Annotated in this window: 14 protein-coding genes, 1 tRNA gene and 1 pseudogene; 13 read left to right on the forward strand and 3 right to left on the reverse strand. The window is 68.2% G+C overall.

What is annotated here, in order from left to right:
- Positions 1-15 precede the first annotated feature (15 nt).
- The 10 genes from KZC50_RS06720 to KZC50_RS06765 all read left to right on the forward strand — a co-directional run bounded on the left by KZC50_RS06720 (position 16) and on the right by KZC50_RS06765 (position 10,526).
- Positions 16-201, forward strand: coding sequence for a hypothetical protein (locus KZC50_RS06720; RefSeq protein WP_310891112.1), 186 nt, complete (start codon positions 16-18; stop codon positions 199-201).
- 7 nt (positions 202-208) lie between these two features.
- Entirely contained in the window at positions 209-916 is a 708-nt protein-coding gene (locus tag KZC50_RS06725; protein ID WP_310891113.1) for a hypothetical protein, read from the forward strand.
- A gap of 268 nt (positions 917-1,184) precedes the next feature.
- Positions 1,185-1,288 (forward strand) — tRNA-Ser (locus tag KZC50_RS06730).
- Positions 1,289-1,932: 644 nt separating this feature from the next.
- A complete protein-coding gene (locus KZC50_RS06735; RefSeq protein ID WP_310891114.1) occupies positions 1,933-3,018 on the forward strand; it encodes a LacI family DNA-binding transcriptional regulator in 1,086 nt (361 codons plus the stop codon).
- A 41-nt stretch (positions 3,019-3,059) separates the two neighbouring features.
- Positions 3,060-4,346 (forward strand): sugar ABC transporter substrate-binding protein, encoded by a 1,287-nt coding sequence (locus tag KZC50_RS06740; RefSeq protein WP_310891115.1) that lies wholly within the window; start codon positions 3,060-3,062, stop codon positions 4,344-4,346.
- A gap of 62 nt (positions 4,347-4,408) precedes the next feature.
- The gene (locus tag KZC50_RS06745; protein WP_310891116.1) at positions 4,409-5,350 is read left to right on the forward strand and encodes a carbohydrate ABC transporter permease; all 942 of its coding nucleotides are present in this window, start codon (positions 4,409-4,411) and stop codon (positions 5,348-5,350) included.
- Positions 5,351-5,353: 3 nt separating this feature from the next.
- The gene (locus KZC50_RS06750) at positions 5,354-6,298 is read left to right on the forward strand and encodes a carbohydrate ABC transporter permease (protein WP_310891117.1); all 945 of its coding nucleotides are present in this window, start codon (positions 5,354-5,356) and stop codon (positions 6,296-6,298) included.
- A gap of 94 nt (positions 6,299-6,392) precedes the next feature.
- Complete coding sequence (locus tag KZC50_RS06755; protein WP_310891118.1) at positions 6,393-7,358, forward strand: glycoside hydrolase family protein; 966 nt, start codon at positions 6,393-6,395, stop codon at positions 7,356-7,358.
- A gap of 65 nt (positions 7,359-7,423) precedes the next feature.
- Positions 7,424-9,451 carry a glycoside hydrolase family 32 protein gene (locus tag KZC50_RS06760; protein ID WP_310891119.1) on the forward strand — a complete coding sequence of 676 codons (2,028 nt, stop codon included), beginning with the start codon at positions 7,424-7,426 and terminating at the stop codon, positions 9,449-9,451.
- An 85-nt stretch (positions 9,452-9,536) separates the two neighbouring features.
- Positions 9,537-10,526, forward strand: a complete 990-nt coding sequence (locus KZC50_RS06765) for a LacI family DNA-binding transcriptional regulator (protein ID WP_310891120.1) — start codon at positions 9,537-9,539, stop codon at positions 10,524-10,526.
- On the opposite strand, the gene KZC50_RS06770 is transcribed toward KZC50_RS06765, so the two are convergent.
- The 3 genes from KZC50_RS06770 to KZC50_RS06780 are packed head-to-tail and all read right to left on the reverse strand — an operon-like array spanning position 10,523 to position 14,468.
- Positions 10,523-12,166 (reverse strand): glycoside hydrolase family 32 protein, encoded by a 1,644-nt coding sequence (locus KZC50_RS06770; protein ID WP_310891121.1) that lies wholly within the window; start codon positions 12,164-12,166, stop codon positions 10,523-10,525. The two genes, KZC50_RS06765 and KZC50_RS06770, sit on opposite strands and share 4 nt — an antisense overlap.
- The gene (locus KZC50_RS06775) at positions 12,166-13,317 is read right to left on the reverse strand and encodes a hypothetical protein (RefSeq protein WP_310891122.1); all 1,152 of its coding nucleotides are present in this window, start codon (positions 13,315-13,317) and stop codon (positions 12,166-12,168) included. The genes KZC50_RS06770 and KZC50_RS06775 overlap by 1 nt, the downstream gene beginning before the upstream one ends.
- Complete coding sequence (locus KZC50_RS06780; RefSeq protein WP_310891123.1) at positions 13,314-14,468, reverse strand: choice-of-anchor L domain-containing protein; 1,155 nt, start codon at positions 14,466-14,468, stop codon at positions 13,314-13,316. The genes KZC50_RS06775 and KZC50_RS06780 overlap by 4 nt, the downstream gene beginning before the upstream one ends.
- A gap of 273 nt (positions 14,469-14,741) precedes the next feature.
- On the opposite strand from KZC50_RS06780, the gene KZC50_RS06785 reads away from it, so the two are divergent.
- From KZC50_RS06785 to KZC50_RS06790, 3 genes and pseudogenes are all read left to right on the forward strand, one after another.
- Positions 14,742-16,343 (forward strand): glycoside hydrolase family 68 protein, encoded by a 1,602-nt coding sequence (locus KZC50_RS06785; protein ID WP_310891124.1) that lies wholly within the window; start codon positions 14,742-14,744, stop codon positions 16,341-16,343.
- A 128-nt stretch (positions 16,344-16,471) separates the two neighbouring features.
- A pseudogene (locus KZC50_RS15675) lies at positions 16,472-16,552 on the forward strand (PTS transporter subunit EIIB); the annotation flags it as partial.
- Between the two features lie 120 nt (positions 16,553-16,672).
- Positions 16,673-18,385, forward strand: coding sequence for a glucose PTS transporter subunit IIA (locus tag KZC50_RS06790; protein WP_310891125.1), 1,713 nt, complete (start codon positions 16,673-16,675; stop codon positions 18,383-18,385).
- The last annotated feature ends 12 nt before the right edge of the window (positions 18,386-18,397 follow it).

The raw sequence follows: 18,397 nt of genomic DNA on the forward strand, positions 1-18,397 counted from the left end.
GCACAGGAGGATGCCATGGCACCCGTAATCGACGTCTCTCGTGATGAGTTGCTCGCTCGCCGCGTCGAGATCCTGCGACGTATTGACTTGGATGAGAGCGGGTTCGAGTTGGCTCACACTACGCGTAGTCTCTCGACCGAAGAATGGGAAGCGAAGGAAGAGCTCGACGAGATCGAGTTCCTCCTCGGTGCGGACGACTGACCGCCACATGATCGATCTGCATTCCCGCGCGGCCACATTTGCCCAGGAGATGCAGGACACGATTGCGGGAGTGTTGCCCGGAGAGTTTCAGATCGTCTCCGTCGCGCACGGCGGGCGTTACGTCGTGAGACCTGCGGGCGACGAACCGGCCCATCAGCGCGTCCCCCTCTTTGTCGACGGAGAACAACTGGCCACACTCGGCGTGCAGGTATATCTGGGACTCGACAGCTCCGGAAAGTACCTGAAAGCTTGGCGATCGAAGATCGCCGTGCACTCCACGCTTGATCGCACCCCGCTTGTGCGCCAAGAGTTTGACGCAGCGGTGTCTGAATCCGCTCCGCTGTCGCACTGGCACGTACACGCAGACCGGGGCTCGCTGTCTCATCTATTGGGGCGCGCACACGCCGTCAGGGCCGACGTGGTGCGCAAGCCGCACGACATGTCATCACTGCATTTCCCGGTCGGCGGTGAACGGTTTCGCCCATGTATGGAGGATGTTCTCGAGTTCTTGGTGCGTGAATTCGGCATCGACCACAACTCAGGATGGGAGACGGCCGTGCGTGCCGGCCGAGCGAAGTGGCGGCGTATGCAGTTTCGCTCGACCGTCCGCGACCTCCAAGACGAGGCAGCAGAGGTGCTGCGGGGGCATGGATGGACGGTCGAGGCGCCGAGTGGAGACCGCGAGGAAGGCCCTGGCGTCCTTTACCGCTGGTAGTCCTCCGTCGCGAACAATTCACGGTCGCTGATGTGAGGCATCAACCTCGTCTTGTTCTAGACAAGCCAGTGGTTCCGGGAAATCTCATCCCACCGCAGACGGTCGGAGTACGGCGGTCGCGGGACGGCGAACTGAGGGTCCCCCACGGGTCCCCGAGCGTCTCGCGGATGTTGTGTGAGGAGTGTCCTACCACGGCGATTGAGTGTGGCGAGCGACGTCGTTCCGGGGAGAAAAGTCCAGGCTGAGCGCCTGAACCAACACATGAACAGGAACTGCGCAGCGTTCACGCCACCACCGGCGACCATCGCATCTTCACCCTGCTAAGGTGGAGTCCCCTCACGGGGACCGAGGGTTCAAATCCCTCCGTCTCCGCCGGAAATTCCTGGACAGCTGCCCCTCAGCCCAAGCCCACGCTGCCGTCGACCTATGGTCGGTCGCGCCACGCGCTCAGAGCGTCGGTCACTCGATCGGCGACGAGGATGAAGGCGTCCGCGCCCCGCTGATCCTCCGTGCGCCTGTGGGGTGCCCTCCCGGGGAGGAAACTGCGCATGTCCTCAGCGGCCAACCGGGCTCTGATGCGCCCGAGGGCGTGCAGCAATGCGGCGCCGCTGTCGCCTCCGACCGCTCCCCTCATCGTGGACATTCCGTCGGCTTCGTCGGTCATCCGTGCGAGCTCGCGGGGGTGGCCGGAGGCGCCGGCGCCTCCGTCGTCGATTCGGATGAGCTGGTTGCGCGCCGTGGGTCCGGCGAGGAGGCGAGGGCCACGCGGTGCGACATCCGCGCGGGAGTGACCCGATCGTCCCGAAGGCTCACTTCGGCGCGAGGAACTCCAGCCGATCCCCGCTTCTTCCGGGGGAGGAATCCCTCCTCGACGCCCAGATGCTTCCGGCCCGAGCCGCCGTCCGCCCGCCCCCGGACCCGTCGGCGAATCGAAGAAGGTCTTGACGTCGATCCCTGGCGTGACGCATACTCGTCGCACGCAGGATAAATCGATTTATCACGAGGAGGTGAGAACGATGACGCGACCCAGGATCTCCGATGTCGCCGCAGCTGCGGGGGTGTCCGTCACTACGGTCTCCCTCGTCTTGAACGACGTCGAATCCCGGATCTCCGCCGACACCCGCCTTCGGGTGCGGGAGGCTGCGCGGGCCGTCGGCTACACGCCGAGCTCGGTCGCACGGGGCCTGCGCACGCAGCAGACACGGACGGTCGGACTCATCTCGGATCACATCGCGACGACGCCCTTCGCGGGAAGGATGCTGGCGGGGGCGCAGGATGCCGCGCGCGCCGTCGGACACCTGGTCTTCCTCATCGACACGGGCGGGGATGCGCAGATCGAGCACGAGGCCATCGCCGCGCTCTCCGCGCAGCGGGTCGACGCGATGATCTACGCGAGCATGTGGCATCAGATCCTCGAGGCACCTGCCGGTCTCCCGGCCGGCACGGTGTTCCTGGACTGCCGCCCCGCCGGCGGGGGGTTCCGCAGCGTCGTCCCCGATGATCGCGCGGGAGGCGCGGCCGCGGTGCGCGAGCTCGTGCGCGCCGGACACCGTCGCATCGCCTACCTCGACACCAGCGACACCCCCATCGCCTCGGGGCTTCGCCACGAGGGGTATCTCTCCGTGCTCGCCGAAGCCGGCATCCGCGTCGATCCCGCGCTGCACGTCAGCGGTGAGACCTCCGCTCACGGAGGGCGCGGTGCCGCCGAGCATCTCCTCGACCTTCCGGAAGAGCAACGGCCGACCGCGATCTTCTGCTTCAACGACCGCATGGCGGGTGGCGTCTACACCGCCGCTCACCATCGCGGGCTCGAGATTCCGCGCGACCTGTCGATCGTCGGCTACGACGACCAGCAGCTGATCGCGGCGGAGCAAGATCCTCCACTCACCACTGTCGCCCTGCCCCACTACGAAATGGGGCGCTGGGCGATGGAGGTCGCGCTCGGCGTCCGCGCGGAAGGGGACCAGGACGCCGCACACCAGATGGAGTGTCCCGTCATCCGACGAGACTCCGTGGGCCCGCCGCCGGCGCAAGTCGCCAAACCGAACCGGCGACGGGCTTCGCACACCGACCGGCTGCCGGAAGCAGCCATCGATCGATGACCCACGCGGGCGCGGGTCACCAAGAGAAGGAAACCACAATTATGCGTAGAAGGACGCCGATCTTCGTGTCGGCCGGACTGGTCGGCGCGCTCGCGCTGACCGGCTGCGGCCAGGCGGGACAGGGCGGGTCGACCACCGCAGACGGTCGCACGCAGCTCACCATGTGGACGCACTCCGCGGGCAATGAAGCGGAGCTCGCCGTCTACGAGCAGATCATCTCCGACTTCAACGACTCGCAGGAGCAGTATGAGGTCGTGCACGAGTCGTTCCCGCAGGGCGCGTACAACGACGCGATCGTGGCGGCCGCCGCCTCCGGCGATCTCCCCTGCCTCCTCGACCTCGACGGTCCGATCATGCCGAACTGGGCGTGGGCGGGCTATCTGCAGCCGCTCGGCCTCCCGACGGAGATCACCGACTCGCTCCTTCCCACAGCCGTGGGCGTCTGGGACGACGAGATCTACTCCGCCGGCTACTGGGACGCCGCCCTCGCGATCTTCGCGCGGGAGTCGGTGCTCACCGAGAACGGCATCCGCATCCCCACCGTTGACGAGCCTTGGACTCAGGACGAGTTCGGCGAGGCACTGGCGGCCCTCAAGGCGGCGGGCTACGAGACGCCCATCGACATCGGCGCCGAGGACACGGGGGAGTGGTGGCCCTACGCCTACTCGCCGTTCCTGCAGAGCTTCGGCGGCGACCTCATCGACCGCTCCACCATGCTCACCGCCGACGGCGCGCTCAACGGAACGGATGCCGTCGCCTGGGGTGAGTGGTTCGCGAGCCTCTTCGCCGATGGCTATGCCGACGCCGGCGGCACGATCGGCAACCAGGAGTTCGTGGACGACGAGGTGGCGCTCAGCTACACGGGCGTCTGGAACGCTGTGGCGGCGCTCGACGCCGTGGGCGACGACCTCCTCATCCTGCCTCCGCCGGACCTCGGCCAGGGCCCCAAGATCGGTGGCGGTTCGTGGCAGTGGGCGATCTCGTCCGCGTGCAACGACGCCGACGGGGCGCGCGAGTACCTCGAGTTCAGCTTCCAGGACAAGTACCTGACCGAGTTCGCCGACAAGCAGATCGTCATCCCCGCCACGGAGGGCGCTGCCGCAGCCTCGGAGTACTTCTCCGAGGACGGCGCCCTGCGTCCCTTCGTGGAGTTCTCGCAGCAGTACGCGGTGCTGCGCCCCGAGACGCCCGCGTACGCCGTCATCTCGACGACGTTCGAGACGGCCGCGAAAGACATCATGAACGGCGCCGATGTCACCGAGACGCTCAATCGCGCCGTGACCGAGATCGACGCCAACATCGCGTCGAACGACGGCTACGGCTTCTAGAGATCCACGGGGCCGGCGAGGTTCCGCGAGCCTCGCCGGCGCCTTCTCAGAGAGATCTGCACATGACTGTCACTCCACCGACGGTCGCCGCCGAACACCCTCGGCGCGCCACCCGTCGCATCCGCTCCATCAAGAACCGCGAGACCTGGGCAGGGCTCGGGATGGTGGCCCCCGCGGGGCTGCTCCTCCTGCTGTTCCTCGTCGTTCCCGTCGTCCTCGCGTTCACGCTCTCCTTCACCAACGCGCGCCTGATCTCGCCGAATCCGCCGCGCTTCGTGGGATTCGACAACTTCATCCGCGCCTTCGCCGCCGACCCGGTGTTCGTGCAGTCGATCGGCAACACGGCTCTGTTCGCCCTCGTCGTCGTCCCCGTCCAAGCGGGACTCGGACTGCTCCTCGCCGTCCTGGTGAACCGCCGGATGCGCGGCGTCACCGCCTTCCGCGTGATCTTCTTCATCCCGGTGGTCACCTCGATCGTCGTGGTGTCGATCCTGTGGAAGTTCATGTATCAGAGGGACGGCCTGATCAACTCGTTGATCGACGCGGTCACCTTCGGGCTGTGGTCGGGCACCGACTGGCTCAACAACCCCGACACCGCCCTCGGCGCGATCATCGTGCTGTCCATCTGGCAGGCCGTCGGCTTCCACATGATCATCTGGCTCTCGGGGCTGCAGACCATCCCCGAGGAGCTTTACGAAGCCGCCAAGATGGACGGCGCGAGCCCATGGCGTCAGTTCACCAACGTCACGTGGCCGGGCCTGCGCCCCACCATGGTGTTCGTCCTCGTAACGATCACGATCGCAGCTCTCGGACTGTTCGTGCAGATCGATGTCATGACTCAGGGCGGCCCGGTGAACTCCACCTCCACCATCGTCTTCCACGCGGTGCGCAAGGGCTACGAGCAGCAGGAGATCGGCTACGCCGCCGCGATCTCGCTGATCTTCTTCGTCGCCGTGCTCATCATCGCGCTCATCCAGCGTCGCCTGACGCGAGAGAAGGACTGAGCCATGTCGGCCACCCAGACCCGCACCACCCACGACACGGGGCGTGCCTCGATGCGCACGGACAAGAGCGAGAAGACGCACCGCGTCCGCGGCAAGGTCCTGCTCTACGTCACGATGTCCTTGTTCGGCATCCTGTTCCTGTTCCCGCTCGTGTTCATGTTCGTCTCGAGCCTCAAGCCGGACGCGCAGATCCTGCAGGACATCGACTCGCCGATGGCCTTCCTGCCCGTCGGCGACATCAGCCTCGACAACTACTTCGGGGTGTTCGACCGCGTCCCGGTCGCGCAGTTCATGTTCAACTCGATCCTCGTCACGGTCCTGACCGTCGGACTCGGACTCATCGTGAATTCGATGGCCGGTTTCGCGCTCTCGCGCCTGGCGTGGAAGGGACGGCTTGTGGTGCTGGCCGTCATCATCGCCACGCTCATCGTGCCGTTCGAGACGATCGCCGTGCCGATGGTCTACTGGGTCGCGCAGCTGCCCACGCTTGTCTTCGAGGGCGGCGTGCTGAAGTACGATTTCGGCTGGCTGAACACCTACGAGGTGCAGATCGTGCCGTTCATCGCGAACGCGTTCTCGATCTTCCTGTTCACGCAGTACTTCTCCACGATCCCGAAGTCGCTCGATGAGGCGGCCCGCATCGACGGTGCGAGCTGGTTCACGATCTACCGGCGCATCATCGTGCCGCTGTCCGGCCCCGCTTTCGCAACCGTGGCGATCCTGACGTTCCTCCCGGCGTGGAACCAGTACCTCTGGCCCCTCATGGTCGTGCAGAGGGAGGAACTGCGCCCGGTCATGGTCGGCATGCAGTACTTCTTCCAGCTCAACACCGCGTGGGGTGAGGTGATGGCTTACACCTCACTCATCACGCTCCCCGTGCTGATCGTGTTCCTCATCTTCCAGCGCGCGTTCGTGAGCAGCATCGCCGCGAGCGGCGTGAAGGGCTAGGCGCGCCCCCGTGCGCGGCCGCGGTCTGCCGCGCACGCTCCTCGCTTCACCACCGACCCCGGCGCGTCTGTGCCGACGACAGAAGGATTCCCCAGTGTTCGATCTCCCCGGCTCCTGGGTGTGGGACTACTGGTTCGCCGACGACGGCGAGAAGTACCACCTCTTCTTCCTCTACGCCTCGCGGGCCCTGAAGGACCCCGACGCCCGTCATTACCGCGCATCGATCGGCCATGCCGTCTCGGACGACCTCGTCGAATGGACGCAGGTCGCCGACGCCCTCGTGCGCAGCGACGCTCCCGCCTTCGATGACCTGGCCACCTGGACGGGGTCGGTCGTTCGCCACCCCGACGGCACCTGGTACCTCTTCTATACGGGCGCCTCGCTGGCCGCGAACGGAAAGAACGTCCAGCGCGTGGGCTATGCGACGTCGGCGGATCTTCTCACCTGGACCAAGGCCTCCGGGCCAGTCCTCGAGGCCCGCGGACCCTGGTACGAGACGCTCGACAGCGATGAGTGGCAGGACGAGGCCTTCCGCGACCCATGGGTCTTCGCAGACCCGGGCGGTGACGGATGGCACATGCTCGTGACCGCGCGTGCTCCGCAGGGTCCGATCCGCGGGCGCGGCGTCGTCGGGCACGCGTGGTCGGCCGACCTGCGGAACTGGGAGCTTCGGCCACCGCTGTCGGTGCCGAGCGCCGACGGCTTCGGGCAGCTCGAGGTGCTGCAGGTCGAAATGGTGGACGGGCGCCCCGTCCTGCTGTTCTCCTGTCTCGAAGAGCACGCGATGCCGACGCGCGCAGGGTCGCGCGGCGGGACGTGGGTCGTACCGGCTCCGAGCATCCTCGGCCCCTTCGGCATCGACGACGCGTACCCCGTGACAGACGAAGGCCTGTACGTCGGCCGCCTGCTCCGGCGCCGCAGCGACGGGCAGTGGCTGCTGTTCGCGTTCCGCAACACCGGAGACGACGGCCGCTTCGTGGGCGGAGTCAGCGATCCGATGCCGGTCGCCTGGCGCGAAGGGCGCCTTGTGCGGCAGGAGGTCGCCACGGCCGACGCATAGGAGCAGACAGGAACGGTGACGGAGCCGGCCCGACGACGAGCCGGCGGGAAACGAGGATGACGACGATGTCACACACCCACACACGCACGGTCCGAGCACTCATCGGCGCGTTCGCCGTGCTCGGCCTGACCGCCGCACCGGCCGTCGCGGATGCCGGCCCCCCGGCATCCGCCGCGGCCGCCGCGCAGCCGGAGCGCGACGAGTACCGGGCTCAGTACCACTTCACGGTGCCTGACCGCTGGAAGAACGATCCGCAGCGACCGGTCTTCATCGACGGAAAGTTCCACTACTACTACCTCTACAACGCCGACTACGACGCCGACCCGTCGGCGAACTTCGGAACGGCGTGGCGGCTGGCGACCACCTATGACGGCGTCGTCTTCGCCGACCAGGGTGTCGCAGCACCTAAAGGCACGAACGCGAACTACGACCTCTGGTCGGGATCGGCCGTGGTCGATCATGACGACACGGCGGGCTTCGGGGAGGGGGCCGTCGTCATGCTCGTCACGCAGATGGACCACCCCACCCCCGCTCAGAAGCGGAACGCCTCCGGGCAGCAGGCGCAGTTCCTCTGGTACTCCACAGACGGCGGGCGCAACTTCCAGCCCGCCGGCGATCAGCCGGTGATCCCTGGCGAGGGACGCCGGGACTTCCGCGACCCGAAGGTGGTCTGGGATCCTGAACGCGGTCGATGGGTCGCCCTCATCGCCGAGCGCGACCGGGTGAGCTTCTACACCTCGGATGATCTGCGCACGTGGACGCGGACGTGGGAGTACGTCAATCCGGGGATCGGGACGATCGAATGTCCCGATCTCTTCCCCCTCCGGGCGGACGACGGCACGATCAAGTGGGTGTTCGGGGTCAGCGCCAATGGGTTCGCGACCAACGAGCCCGCCACCTTCGCCTATTGGACGGGCTCGTACGACGGGACGGCCTTCACGTTCGACGAGCAGGCACCGCAGTGGCTCGATCACGGCTTCGACTGGTACGGCGCGGTGACGTGGGAGGACCCGGCTGCGCCGCTGGATCGTCGGTATGCGATCGCCTGGATGAACAATTGGGACTACGCCCACTCCACGCCGACGTGGACCGAGGAGGGCTTCAACGGCACCGACTCGATCACCCGCGAGATCGCCCTACGCCGCGACGGAGCGCACTATCGGCTCGTCTCGCAGCCCGTCGCGGCCCTGCAGTCGATCGCGACGAACCACACCCGCCTCGGTGACGTCGTCGTCGACGGCTTCCTCCCCCTGGACTACCGCGGTGACGCGTACCAGATCGAGACGGTCATCACCCGGCAGGAGGCGACGAACATCGGGCTGCAGTTACGCCGCTCGGACGACGGCACGCGGCACGCCGACGTCGGAGTCACGTCCACTTACGCCTACCTCAACCGCGGCCAGACGGGATACCCCGCGGGGACGTGGAAGACCGAGAGTCGCACCCCGGTCGAGGCTGCCGCAGAGACCGTCCGCCTCCGCATCCTCGTCGACCGGACGACGATCGAGCTGTTCGTGGACGACGGACGCTTCGTGCAGTCGAGCCAGGTGTTCGCTCCTCCCGGTGACGAGGGCATCGCGCTGTACGCATCCGACGGCCCGGCCGTGTTCGGCGACCTCACGATCACCGAGTTCGGCAGTGTCGTGCAGCGTCCGATGCGTCTCATCGGAGATTTCGAGGGCGCGGACTGGGGCCCGGGCTGGACCGCCACAGGCGACTTCGCCACGGCGGGGCCCACGACGTCATCTCTGCGCGGTCAGGTGGGTGCGCGGGTCGCCGACACATACGCGGGCGGCGGCGACGCGGCGATCGGCACCATCACCTCGCCCCCCTTCGTGCTGGACCGCAACTTCGTGCGTTTCGCTCTCGGGGGCGGGAACCATCCGCTCGGGGTGCGCCCCGCGACGTCGGTGCAGCTGCTCATCGACGGCGAGCCGGTGCTCACGGCGACTGGGGAGGATTCCGCCGAGCTGCGTCGCGTCGAGTGGGACGTGCGCGAGTGGGCAGGGCGCGTCGCCCACTTCCAGATCCTCGATGATGCGACGGGCGCGTGGGGCCATCTCATGGTCGATCAGGTGACGCTGGCCGACTGAGGTCCGACGGGCGGGTGGGATAGCCTCGAAGACGGATGCCGGGCCTCGGCCCGTCCGCGCTGTCCCGCCCGATCCCGGAAGCCCGATGTCACGACCCAAGCTGCAGGATGTCGCCGCCCGCGCGGGTGTGTCCGTCACGACCGTGTCGCGCGTGCTCAATGATCGCGGCTACCTCAGTGCCGACATCCGTCGACGTGTCGCGGAGGCCGTCGCCGAGCTCGGCTATCGCCCGAACGAGATCGCGCGCTCGCTCATCGGGCAGAAATCGCGCCTCGTCGGGCTCATCGTGCCGACGGTGGCGGATCCGTTCTTCGGCGAGCTCGCCTCGCGCATCGAAGGGGAGCTCGCCGCGCAGGGGTACAAGATGCTCCTCTGCGACTGCCTTGAGAACGCCGAGCGCGAGGCGGAGTATCTCGAGATGCTCCAGGCGAACCGCGTGGACGGCATCATCACCTCGACCCACAACCGGGATGTCGAGGGCTACGACCGTGCAGACGCGCCCATCGTCGCGGTCGACCGTCGTCTGGGTCCCGACATCCCCATGATCCGCAGCGACAACCGCACGGGCGGGCGCCTCGCGACCGGACACCTCATCGCGCGGGGGAGTCGGTCCGCTGTGTTCATCACGGCCACGGACCATCCCGGCAACGACCGTGCCTCGGCGTATCGCGAGACGATGCGCGAGCACGGGCTCGAGCCCCGCGTGCTCGCCTACGGCTACGCGACCCCTATGCGGGAGCGTCGCGCCCTCATCGAGACGTGGCTGATGGACAACGACGCGGACGGGGTCTTCGCCAGCGACGATCTGACCGCGCTCATGGTGCTCGAATGGGCCCGCAAGACAGGGCGGCCCGTGCCGGACGCCCTGCGCATCGTCGGCTACGACGGATCCCGGGCCGCGCTCCTGGCTATGCCCGGACTGACGACGGTGCGCCAGCCGATCGACGGTCTCGGTGCGCGTGCGGTGCAGGCGCTGATCCGGCGCATCGAGGCGCCCGACGATGCCGACCGGGAGCGTCGGTTCTCGGCGGAGGCGCCTCTCCCGGTCGAACTGCACCAGGGCTGGACGAGCTAGAAGAGCCCGTCCTTCTGAGCGACGGCGATCGGCGCCAGCCGGATGTCGCGCAGCGTCACCGGCGCGTCTCCCACCGCCTCGACACTGATCCGCGCGGATTCCGCGGGGTAGACCGCGGTAGTCAGCGACGCGCGCCCGTCGCCGACGAAGACTTCGACGGACGAGTGGTCGACGAGGATGTCCAGAGCGAGGGTGTCACCCGAGTCGAGCGGCGCGGTCGTGCGGATCTCGCGATAGGCCTCGGGCATCTCGGCGGCGGCCGCGTCCCGTTCGCGGTTGACGAACACCACATCCCGGTCGGCGTCGTACCCCACCGTCACCGCGGTCGCACCCGTGTCGAACAGGCGGAGGCGCACCTCCCCGCTGTCGGGGACCTCGAGGGTCGTCTGCAGGCGGTAGGCGGCGTCGTCCGGCTGCAGCGCGAGGTCGGAGACGGTCCCCGGCTCGACGGTGATCGTCTCCGCCGTGCGCGCCTCACCCATGTAGTCGACGAACGCGTCAACGGGCTGCGACCGCAGAACGAGTCGGCCGGCCTCCTCGACCAGGGTGAGTTGACGCGTCACCGACAGCGCCCCGCCCTGCCAGTCCTCCGGCGGCAGGTCCCGCGCGTAGGCCCAGTTGTTGATCCAGCCGAGTGCGAAGCGACTCTGCAGGCGCTCCGCCTCAGAATGCCGAGGGTCGTCCCACGTCACGGCGGCGTAGAAGTCCGCACCGTCGTCGAGCCACAGCGGGTCGTCGACATCAGCGGTGAACGTCGATCCGTCCCACGAGCCGGTCCAGTAGGCCAACCCCGTCGTGCGGTCGGACTTCGCCCCGTCGGCGCTCGCCGCGAGGATCCAGGTGCGACGGCCCGAGGCATCCGTCATCTCGAACAGGTCAGCGCACTCCAAGAGGCCCAGATCGTTGCGGGCGAAGTCCGAGACGTAACGCCATGAACGCAGATCGGGCGAGACGTAGAAGCCCAGACGCTCGCCTTCGGCGAGGACCATCACCCACTGCGCGTTCGCCTCGTCCCACACGACCTTCGGGTCCCGCCAGTCGACGACGCCGGGATTGTCCATCACCGGATTGCCGTCGTAGCCCTGGAAGCTGTAGCCGTTGTCGGTGGAGTAGAACAGCGACTGGCGCTGGACGCCGTCGTCCTGCTGCGTGACGAGAGCGATCACGGCCCCGCGACCGAAGCCGGCGGTTCCTTCCGTGTCGACGACGGCGCTCCCCGTGAGGATGTCGCCGAGACCGTTGCGGTACTTCTCGATGGCCACGCCCTCGTTCTGCCACGACACGAGGTCGTCCGAGGTCGCGTGGTACCACTCCGTGCCGTTCCCGTCGGGATAGTCGGCATTGTAGAGGTAGTACAGGTGCCACTCCCCGCCGGCGAAGAACGGGCGCTGGGGGTCGTTGATCCAATGCTCGCCCGGGGTCAGATGGAAGCTCGGCCGATAGGGCGACCAGTCCTCCGGGCGCTCGAATGACAATGCTTCCGCGCTCGACGAGGCAGAGGGGGTGGGCTGCGGCTCCGTCGTGTTGGGGCGGGTCGCGATCATGACCGCCGCCACGATGAGGGCGAGGGCGGCCGCGCCGGCCGCCGCCACGATGATCCATCGTGTGCGGCGACCGGCCGACGTCGATACGGTGCCCATCAGGCGCGGCCCCGTGCACGCACTCCTCGGCCGGCCGAGATGCACGCGATGCCCAGGACGACCGCCATCGTGGCGAGGAGCCCGAACGTCGAGGGGTCTCCCGGCACACCGGTGACCGCCAGCTCGGGCGGCAGGGGCGGGTGGGACCCCTGCGGCTCGTCCGGCTCCGGCGGGGTCGGGGGAGGCGTCGCCTCCACGGGCGGCTCAGGTGCCGGTGGTTCAGGCGTGGGCGGTATCTGGCGCAACAGGTGCTCCAGCGTCGTGACGCCCCCGGTAAGGGTCTCGGGCGCGAGCGACCCAGTGACGGACACCGAGTTCGATAGGACGGATGCCGGGGCGTCCGGCACGGCGATGAAGGAGACCTCGACGATCTCACCCGTCGTCACGGCTGAGACTGTCACCGTCAGGGCATTCTCCGTGCACTCGACGACGATCCGGGACGGCTCGACCGGGGCGAGGTTCACGAGGTACCCCGTCTCCGGATCGGTCTCCGTGGTGGAGCGCACCCGGACGACGTCCGCAGCGCGGGCGTCGCACATCAGCCGTTGGCCCGGCTCGAGAGTGTCGACGACCGTCAGTGTCTCCCACGGGCCCCGCGGCGCCTCGATCGTCCAGCGGACCGCGGTCTCGTCGACATCGACCCACTGGCCGTACTTCACGGTTCCGTCGCGGTCGGCGATCCCGAAGAACTCGCCGGGCAGGTGGCCCGGTTCGAGCGTCGCGGTCGCCGACGTCGTGGTCCGCGGCGTGGTGGTCTCGGTGGTCGTGGTGGTGGTGACGAGGGAGCGACCTGCGCGGTTCTCCGGCTGATCCGCGGCCTCGGTCAGCGAGATCCGGATGACACCGTCCGCGTCGACCGAGGCGGTGCCGATCACGGCGCCGGTCTCCGCGATCCAGACGCCGTCGGTCAGGGTGCCACCGGCGTGCGCGCGCAGCGCCAGCACGACGACGTCACCGGATGCGGCGTCTGCGGGAAGCGTCCACGCGATGTCGCTGACGACGCTCGCCCCCTCCTGCGTGGTTGCGACGGTCGACTCGAGGGCGAGCTCCTCGGCCGCGCTCGCCGGCGCCACGGAGGCGCCGGCGAGCAGACCGCCCAGCATCAGCGTGATGCCGATGCAGACGGGAGACAGAAGGCGAGGACGAGTCATCGATCGCCGTCCGTGCGGGCCGCGCGGCGTCGCAGGCCTGCGACGACCGCCCCGGCACCGATGGCCACGGCAGCCCCCGCCGCGAGCAGGAAGCCGATGGGATCGGTGTCGGACCCGGTGACGGCCAGATCGTCGGGGCCGCTCCCCGAGGCGTTCGAGGATGCAGGCGCCCCCGCGCCGGTGCCGGCCCCGACATCAGCGCCGGAGTCGGCGCCGGCGCCCCCGCCGGTGCCGACTCCGGCGCCACCGTCCGTGTCGGTGCCTCCACCGGTGCCGCCGTCCGTGCCGCCGCCGGGCGTGGTCGGCGCCGGCGTCGAGGTGATGCCACCCGCGCCGAGAAGCAGCGTCGTGTCGAGGTGCCCGTCCTCCGTGTCGGCGACGGCCGCGGTGATGACCGTCTCCGCTCCCGGTGTCACGGTCGAGGTGCACTCGAGCGCCGTGGAGAACCCGTTCATCTCGGTGTCATGGGTTGTGAGGGGGCCGTCGGCGTCGTGGTTGGCGACGAACAGGTCGGGCGTCGCCTCGGCGTTGACCGTCGACGTGCTCGCCGGGGCTTCCCCGACAAGGGAGCACAGCTCACCGTCGACGAAGATCCCGAGCGCATCCGCATACCCCTGGGCCGACCAATCGGCATACTCTTCGCTGCCAAACTGATAAACGATAGTCAGAGTATCGCCCTCCGGGACGACAGTCAGTGCGAGCTCGGCTGCATCGTACGTGGTGACGCCGAATGCGTCGGTGAGCGTTGTGGAGCCCGCGCCGCCGAGGTCGCCCGTCGTGGTGAGTTTGGTGTTCGGTCCCGCGAGCGCCGATGCGGTGAAGTCGACGTCGGACGTCGCCGCGGGATCTGCCGCACGGAGCGAGCCGGTCGACAGGGCGACGCCGCTCGGTACGGCTGGGTCGAGAGCCAGGCCGGAAAAGGTTCCGGCCTGCACGTCGCGACCGACGGAGAGCTCCGCGGAGACGAGTGTGATGTTGCTTCCGACCAGTGATTCTGCGGCAGCGGCCACAGCCTGTCCCTCGAATGTGTCGATGGTCGTCGCCGCGTGGGCCGCGGGAGCGGCGGCGAAGAGTGCCAGGGTCGCGGCGCCGGCGACACCGTAGCCGACGATGTGGCGCGCGCGTGGACGCGCCGAACGGGAGGGGTGCATGGGGACTCCTTGATGAGGGGTCGCGGCACAGGTGGAGACCCGCGGGCATGCCGCCGATCTCCCGCCGCGACGGAGGTGAGATGCGGGCGAAGCTGCCCAGTGAGAGAGGAGGACCACGGAGCGGACGATGACGACCCGCTCGGGGGTCAGCGTTGCACAGAACTCTCAGCAAACGCAAATTATGCCAATCGGTTGACACATGGCGTGCGTCGACGTAGCCTGACCCCGAGAGAATCGGGCCACGTCTTCGCCTCGTATCGAAAGCAGACAGACGTGACCACCACAACCCCACCCCGCCGTCACACGCGGGCGCTCGCCGTCCTGGCCGCGCTCGGGACGGCCGCCGCGCTCCTCACGAGCGTGCCTGCTCACGCCGTCGACACCGAGGATGCCGTCCCCGGCTTCCCCGCGCCGACCGTCCACACACAGGAGGCCTACGACCCGGCCGCCGACTTCACCGCGAAGTGGACGCGGGCCGACGCCCGTCAGATCGCCGCCATGTCCGACAAGGATGCGGCTCCACGCGCGAACTCCCTTCCGGAGGAGTTCACGATGCCGACTGTTCCCCAGGACTTCCCCGACATGAGCAATGAGGAAGTCTGGGTTTGGGATAGCTGGACGCTGACGGACGAGAACGCCGACCAGCCGAGTTTCAAGGGCTGGGACGTCGTGTTCTCCCTCGTGGCCGACCGCAGCCTCGGCTTCGATGACCGTCACACCTCTGCGCGACTCGGTTACTTCTTCCGCAAGAGCGATGTCGCCGATCGCCCCGCGGACGGAGGATGGACCTACGGCGGGCTCGTCTTCCCGGACGGTGCGTCGGGTGCCATCTTCGAGGACCAGTCGTTCAGCCACCAGACGGAATGGTCGGGCTCGACGCGCATCTTCGACGGCAACAAGCTGCGCATCTTCTACACGGGCGTGGCCTTCTACCGCAACGCCGACGGCACGGATCGGAAGCCGTACGACCCGCGCATCGTCCAGAGCGAGGGACGGATCTTCGCCGACGAGAACGGTGTCTGGATGACAGGATTCCGTGATCAGCACGACATGCTCCAGGCAGACGGCACCTACTACCAGGACGGCGCGCAGAACCCGTTCTTCAACTTCCGCGACCCGTTCACGTTCGAGGATCCCGCTCACCCGGGCAAGACCTACATGGTGTTCGAGGGCAACACGGCCGCCGTCCGGGGCGAGCGCATCTGCACGGAGGAGGACCTGGGCTACGCCGAAGGTGACCCGCACGCGGAGACGCCCGACGAGGTGATGGATGCCGGAGCGCACTTCCAGATCGCCAACGTCGGCCTCGCCGTCGCCGACAACGCCGCCCTCACCGAATGGACGTTCCTTCCGCCCATCCTGTCGGCGAACTGCGTCAACGATCAGACCGAGCGTCCGCAGATCTTCATTAAGGACGGGAAGTACTACCTCTTCACGATCACGCACCGCGGCACCTACGCGGCAGGAATCGACGGTCCGGAAGGTGTGTACGGGTTCGTCGGCGACGGTATCCGCAGCGACTTCCAGCCGGTCAACCGCGGTTCGGGTCTCGCGCTGGCGAGCCCCTCCAACCTGAACTACCCGGCGGGCACGCCGTTCGCGCCGAACGTCGATCAGCACCCCGGTCAGTTCCAGGCGTACTCGCACTACGTGATGCCCGACGGCCTGGTGCAGTCGTTCATCGACACGATCGGTACGAGCGACGACTTCGTCCGGGGCGGAACGCTCGCCCCCACGGTGCGCGTCGACATCGACGGAGACAGCGTCACCGTCGACCGGAATTACGGAGTGAACGGGCTCGGGGAATGGGCGGACATCCCCACGAACTACGCACACTCGATTCCCGCGGGTGCGGATCCGCGACCGCTCCCGTAACCGGAGCGAGATGAGGGTGGGGTCTTCCCGGTTCGCCGGGAGGACCCCATTCTCTTGCCCGTGGGTATGCTGGTCGCCACCGATCCGGACACGAGAGCGCCGCCATATCCGAGACATCGTACGATCTGCTGTCAGCACTCGGGGGCGCGCGCAACGTCGAGCACCTGAGCGTCTGCGCGACACGTGTCCGCGTCGTCACCGTCGACGAGGCTGAGGTCGATCGTCGGGCCCTTGAGAGCGTCCCGCACGTCGTCGCGGTCGCTGCCGCCGGTGACCAGTTGCAGATCGTGCTCGGGCCGGGCCGTGCACAGCGCGTATATGACGAGCTCGTGGAGCAGGTCGCCTCCGCACGATCACAGGTCTCCCGCTCCCAGGTCTCCCGACGCCGAGGCAACCCACTGGTGCGCGGCATCCGCATCCTGGTCGACATCTTCACGCCGCTCCTGCCTGTCTTCGTGGCCGGTGGCCTCCTCACCGCGCTGAACAACCTCCTCGCCAGCCCTGGCGTGTTCTCCGAGAACTCCCTCGTTCAGATGGCGCCTTGGCTCACCGGATTCGCGGCGCTCGCCGGGCTCCTGGGGGCGGCCGTCTTCGCTCTCCTTCCCGTCCTCCTCGGCTTCTCGGCCGCGGGGCGCTTCGGTGGGAGCCCATATCTCGGGGCGGCGATCGGGGCGGCGCTCGTCGCGGCACCCCTCATCGAGCGAGCCGACGCCTCCTCCGGCGTGCGCGTCGACGATGCGGGGAGCTGGCAGATCTGGGGCATGGATGTCCTCGGCATCGACTACCTCGGCACCGTCGTCCCCATCATCGCGATCGCCTCGTTGCTGGCGATCATCGAACGCCTTCTCCGCCGGAAGATCCGGGGTGCGGCAGCCTTCCTCTTCACCCCGATGCTCGTCCTCCTCCTCTCCGGCATGCTCGCCTTCCTCGTCGTCGGTCCCCTGATGCGCTTCGTGGGAGACGCGCTCGCCCACGGGGTCCAATGGCTCTACGAGAGCACCGGGGCGGTCGGGGGGATGCTCTTCGGTGGCGTGTACTCACCGCTGGTCGCCTCGGGTCTTCATCAGGGATTGGTCCCCGTCGAGCTCGGGCTGATGGCGGACGGCGGCTCGTTCATCTTCCCCATCGCCGCGGCGGCGAACGTCGCCCAGGCCGGGGCGTGTCTGGCCGTGGCCGTGGCCGCGAGCCGGGGCTCGCGCCTGCGCGCTCTGGCCGTGGGGTCCAGCGCACCCGCCGCGCTCGGGATCGCAGAGCCGGCGATCTTCGGCGTGAATCTGCGACTCCGGTTCCCCTTCGTCGTCGCCGCGGCGGCAACGGCGATCGCCGGGGGATTCGTTGCCCTGTTGGACGTGACCGCGGTCACCCTCGGTGCGGCGGGCATCCTCGGTTTCCTCTCCATCTCGCCGCGCTCGATCACCTCCTTCCTGATCTGCGTGCTGATCGCCGCGGTCCTCTCCTTCGCGGGCACATTCGCGTGGGCACGATGGAGGATCGCGCGCGGTCGACCTCTCGAGAAGCCACTCGAGGGGACGGGCCCTGCGGCTGCGTCGTCGGCGCCGCGGATCGTCGAGGTCGTGGCCCCCGTCGAGGGTGCCACCGTCCCGCTGTCGTCTCTCTCCGACCCGGTCTTCGCGTCGTCAGGTCTCGGGCCGAGCGTGGCCATCTCCCCCGGGAAGGATCTCATCCGGTCGCCGCTCGACGGGACGGTAACGGCGGTGGCGAGCACGGGGCACGCCTTTGGGGTGACCTCACCCGAAGGCGTCGAGGTCCTTGTCCACATTGGAATCGACACCGTCACACTGGGCGGTCTGCACTTCTCCCCGATGATCCGGCAGGGCGATACCGTCTCGGCCGGCGACACGCTGGGGACGGTCGACCGCGCGGCGGTCGTCGCTGCAGAGCTCGATCCGGTGACGATCGTCATTGTGACAAACGCTGATTCGTTCCCCGTCCTGTGGCTCAGCGCCGGCGCGGACTTCCGTCTCGGCGATCCACTGGCGCGCGTCTCGATCGATGGGGCCCCTCCCGGGGGAGACGGCTGAGGGGAGTTTCCG

Origin of the sequence: Microbacterium aurantiacum, assembly GCF_031625015.1 — a bacterium.
GTDB classification, from domain to species: domain Bacteria; phylum Actinomycetota; class Actinomycetes; order Actinomycetales; family Microbacteriaceae; genus Microbacterium; species Microbacterium aurantiacum.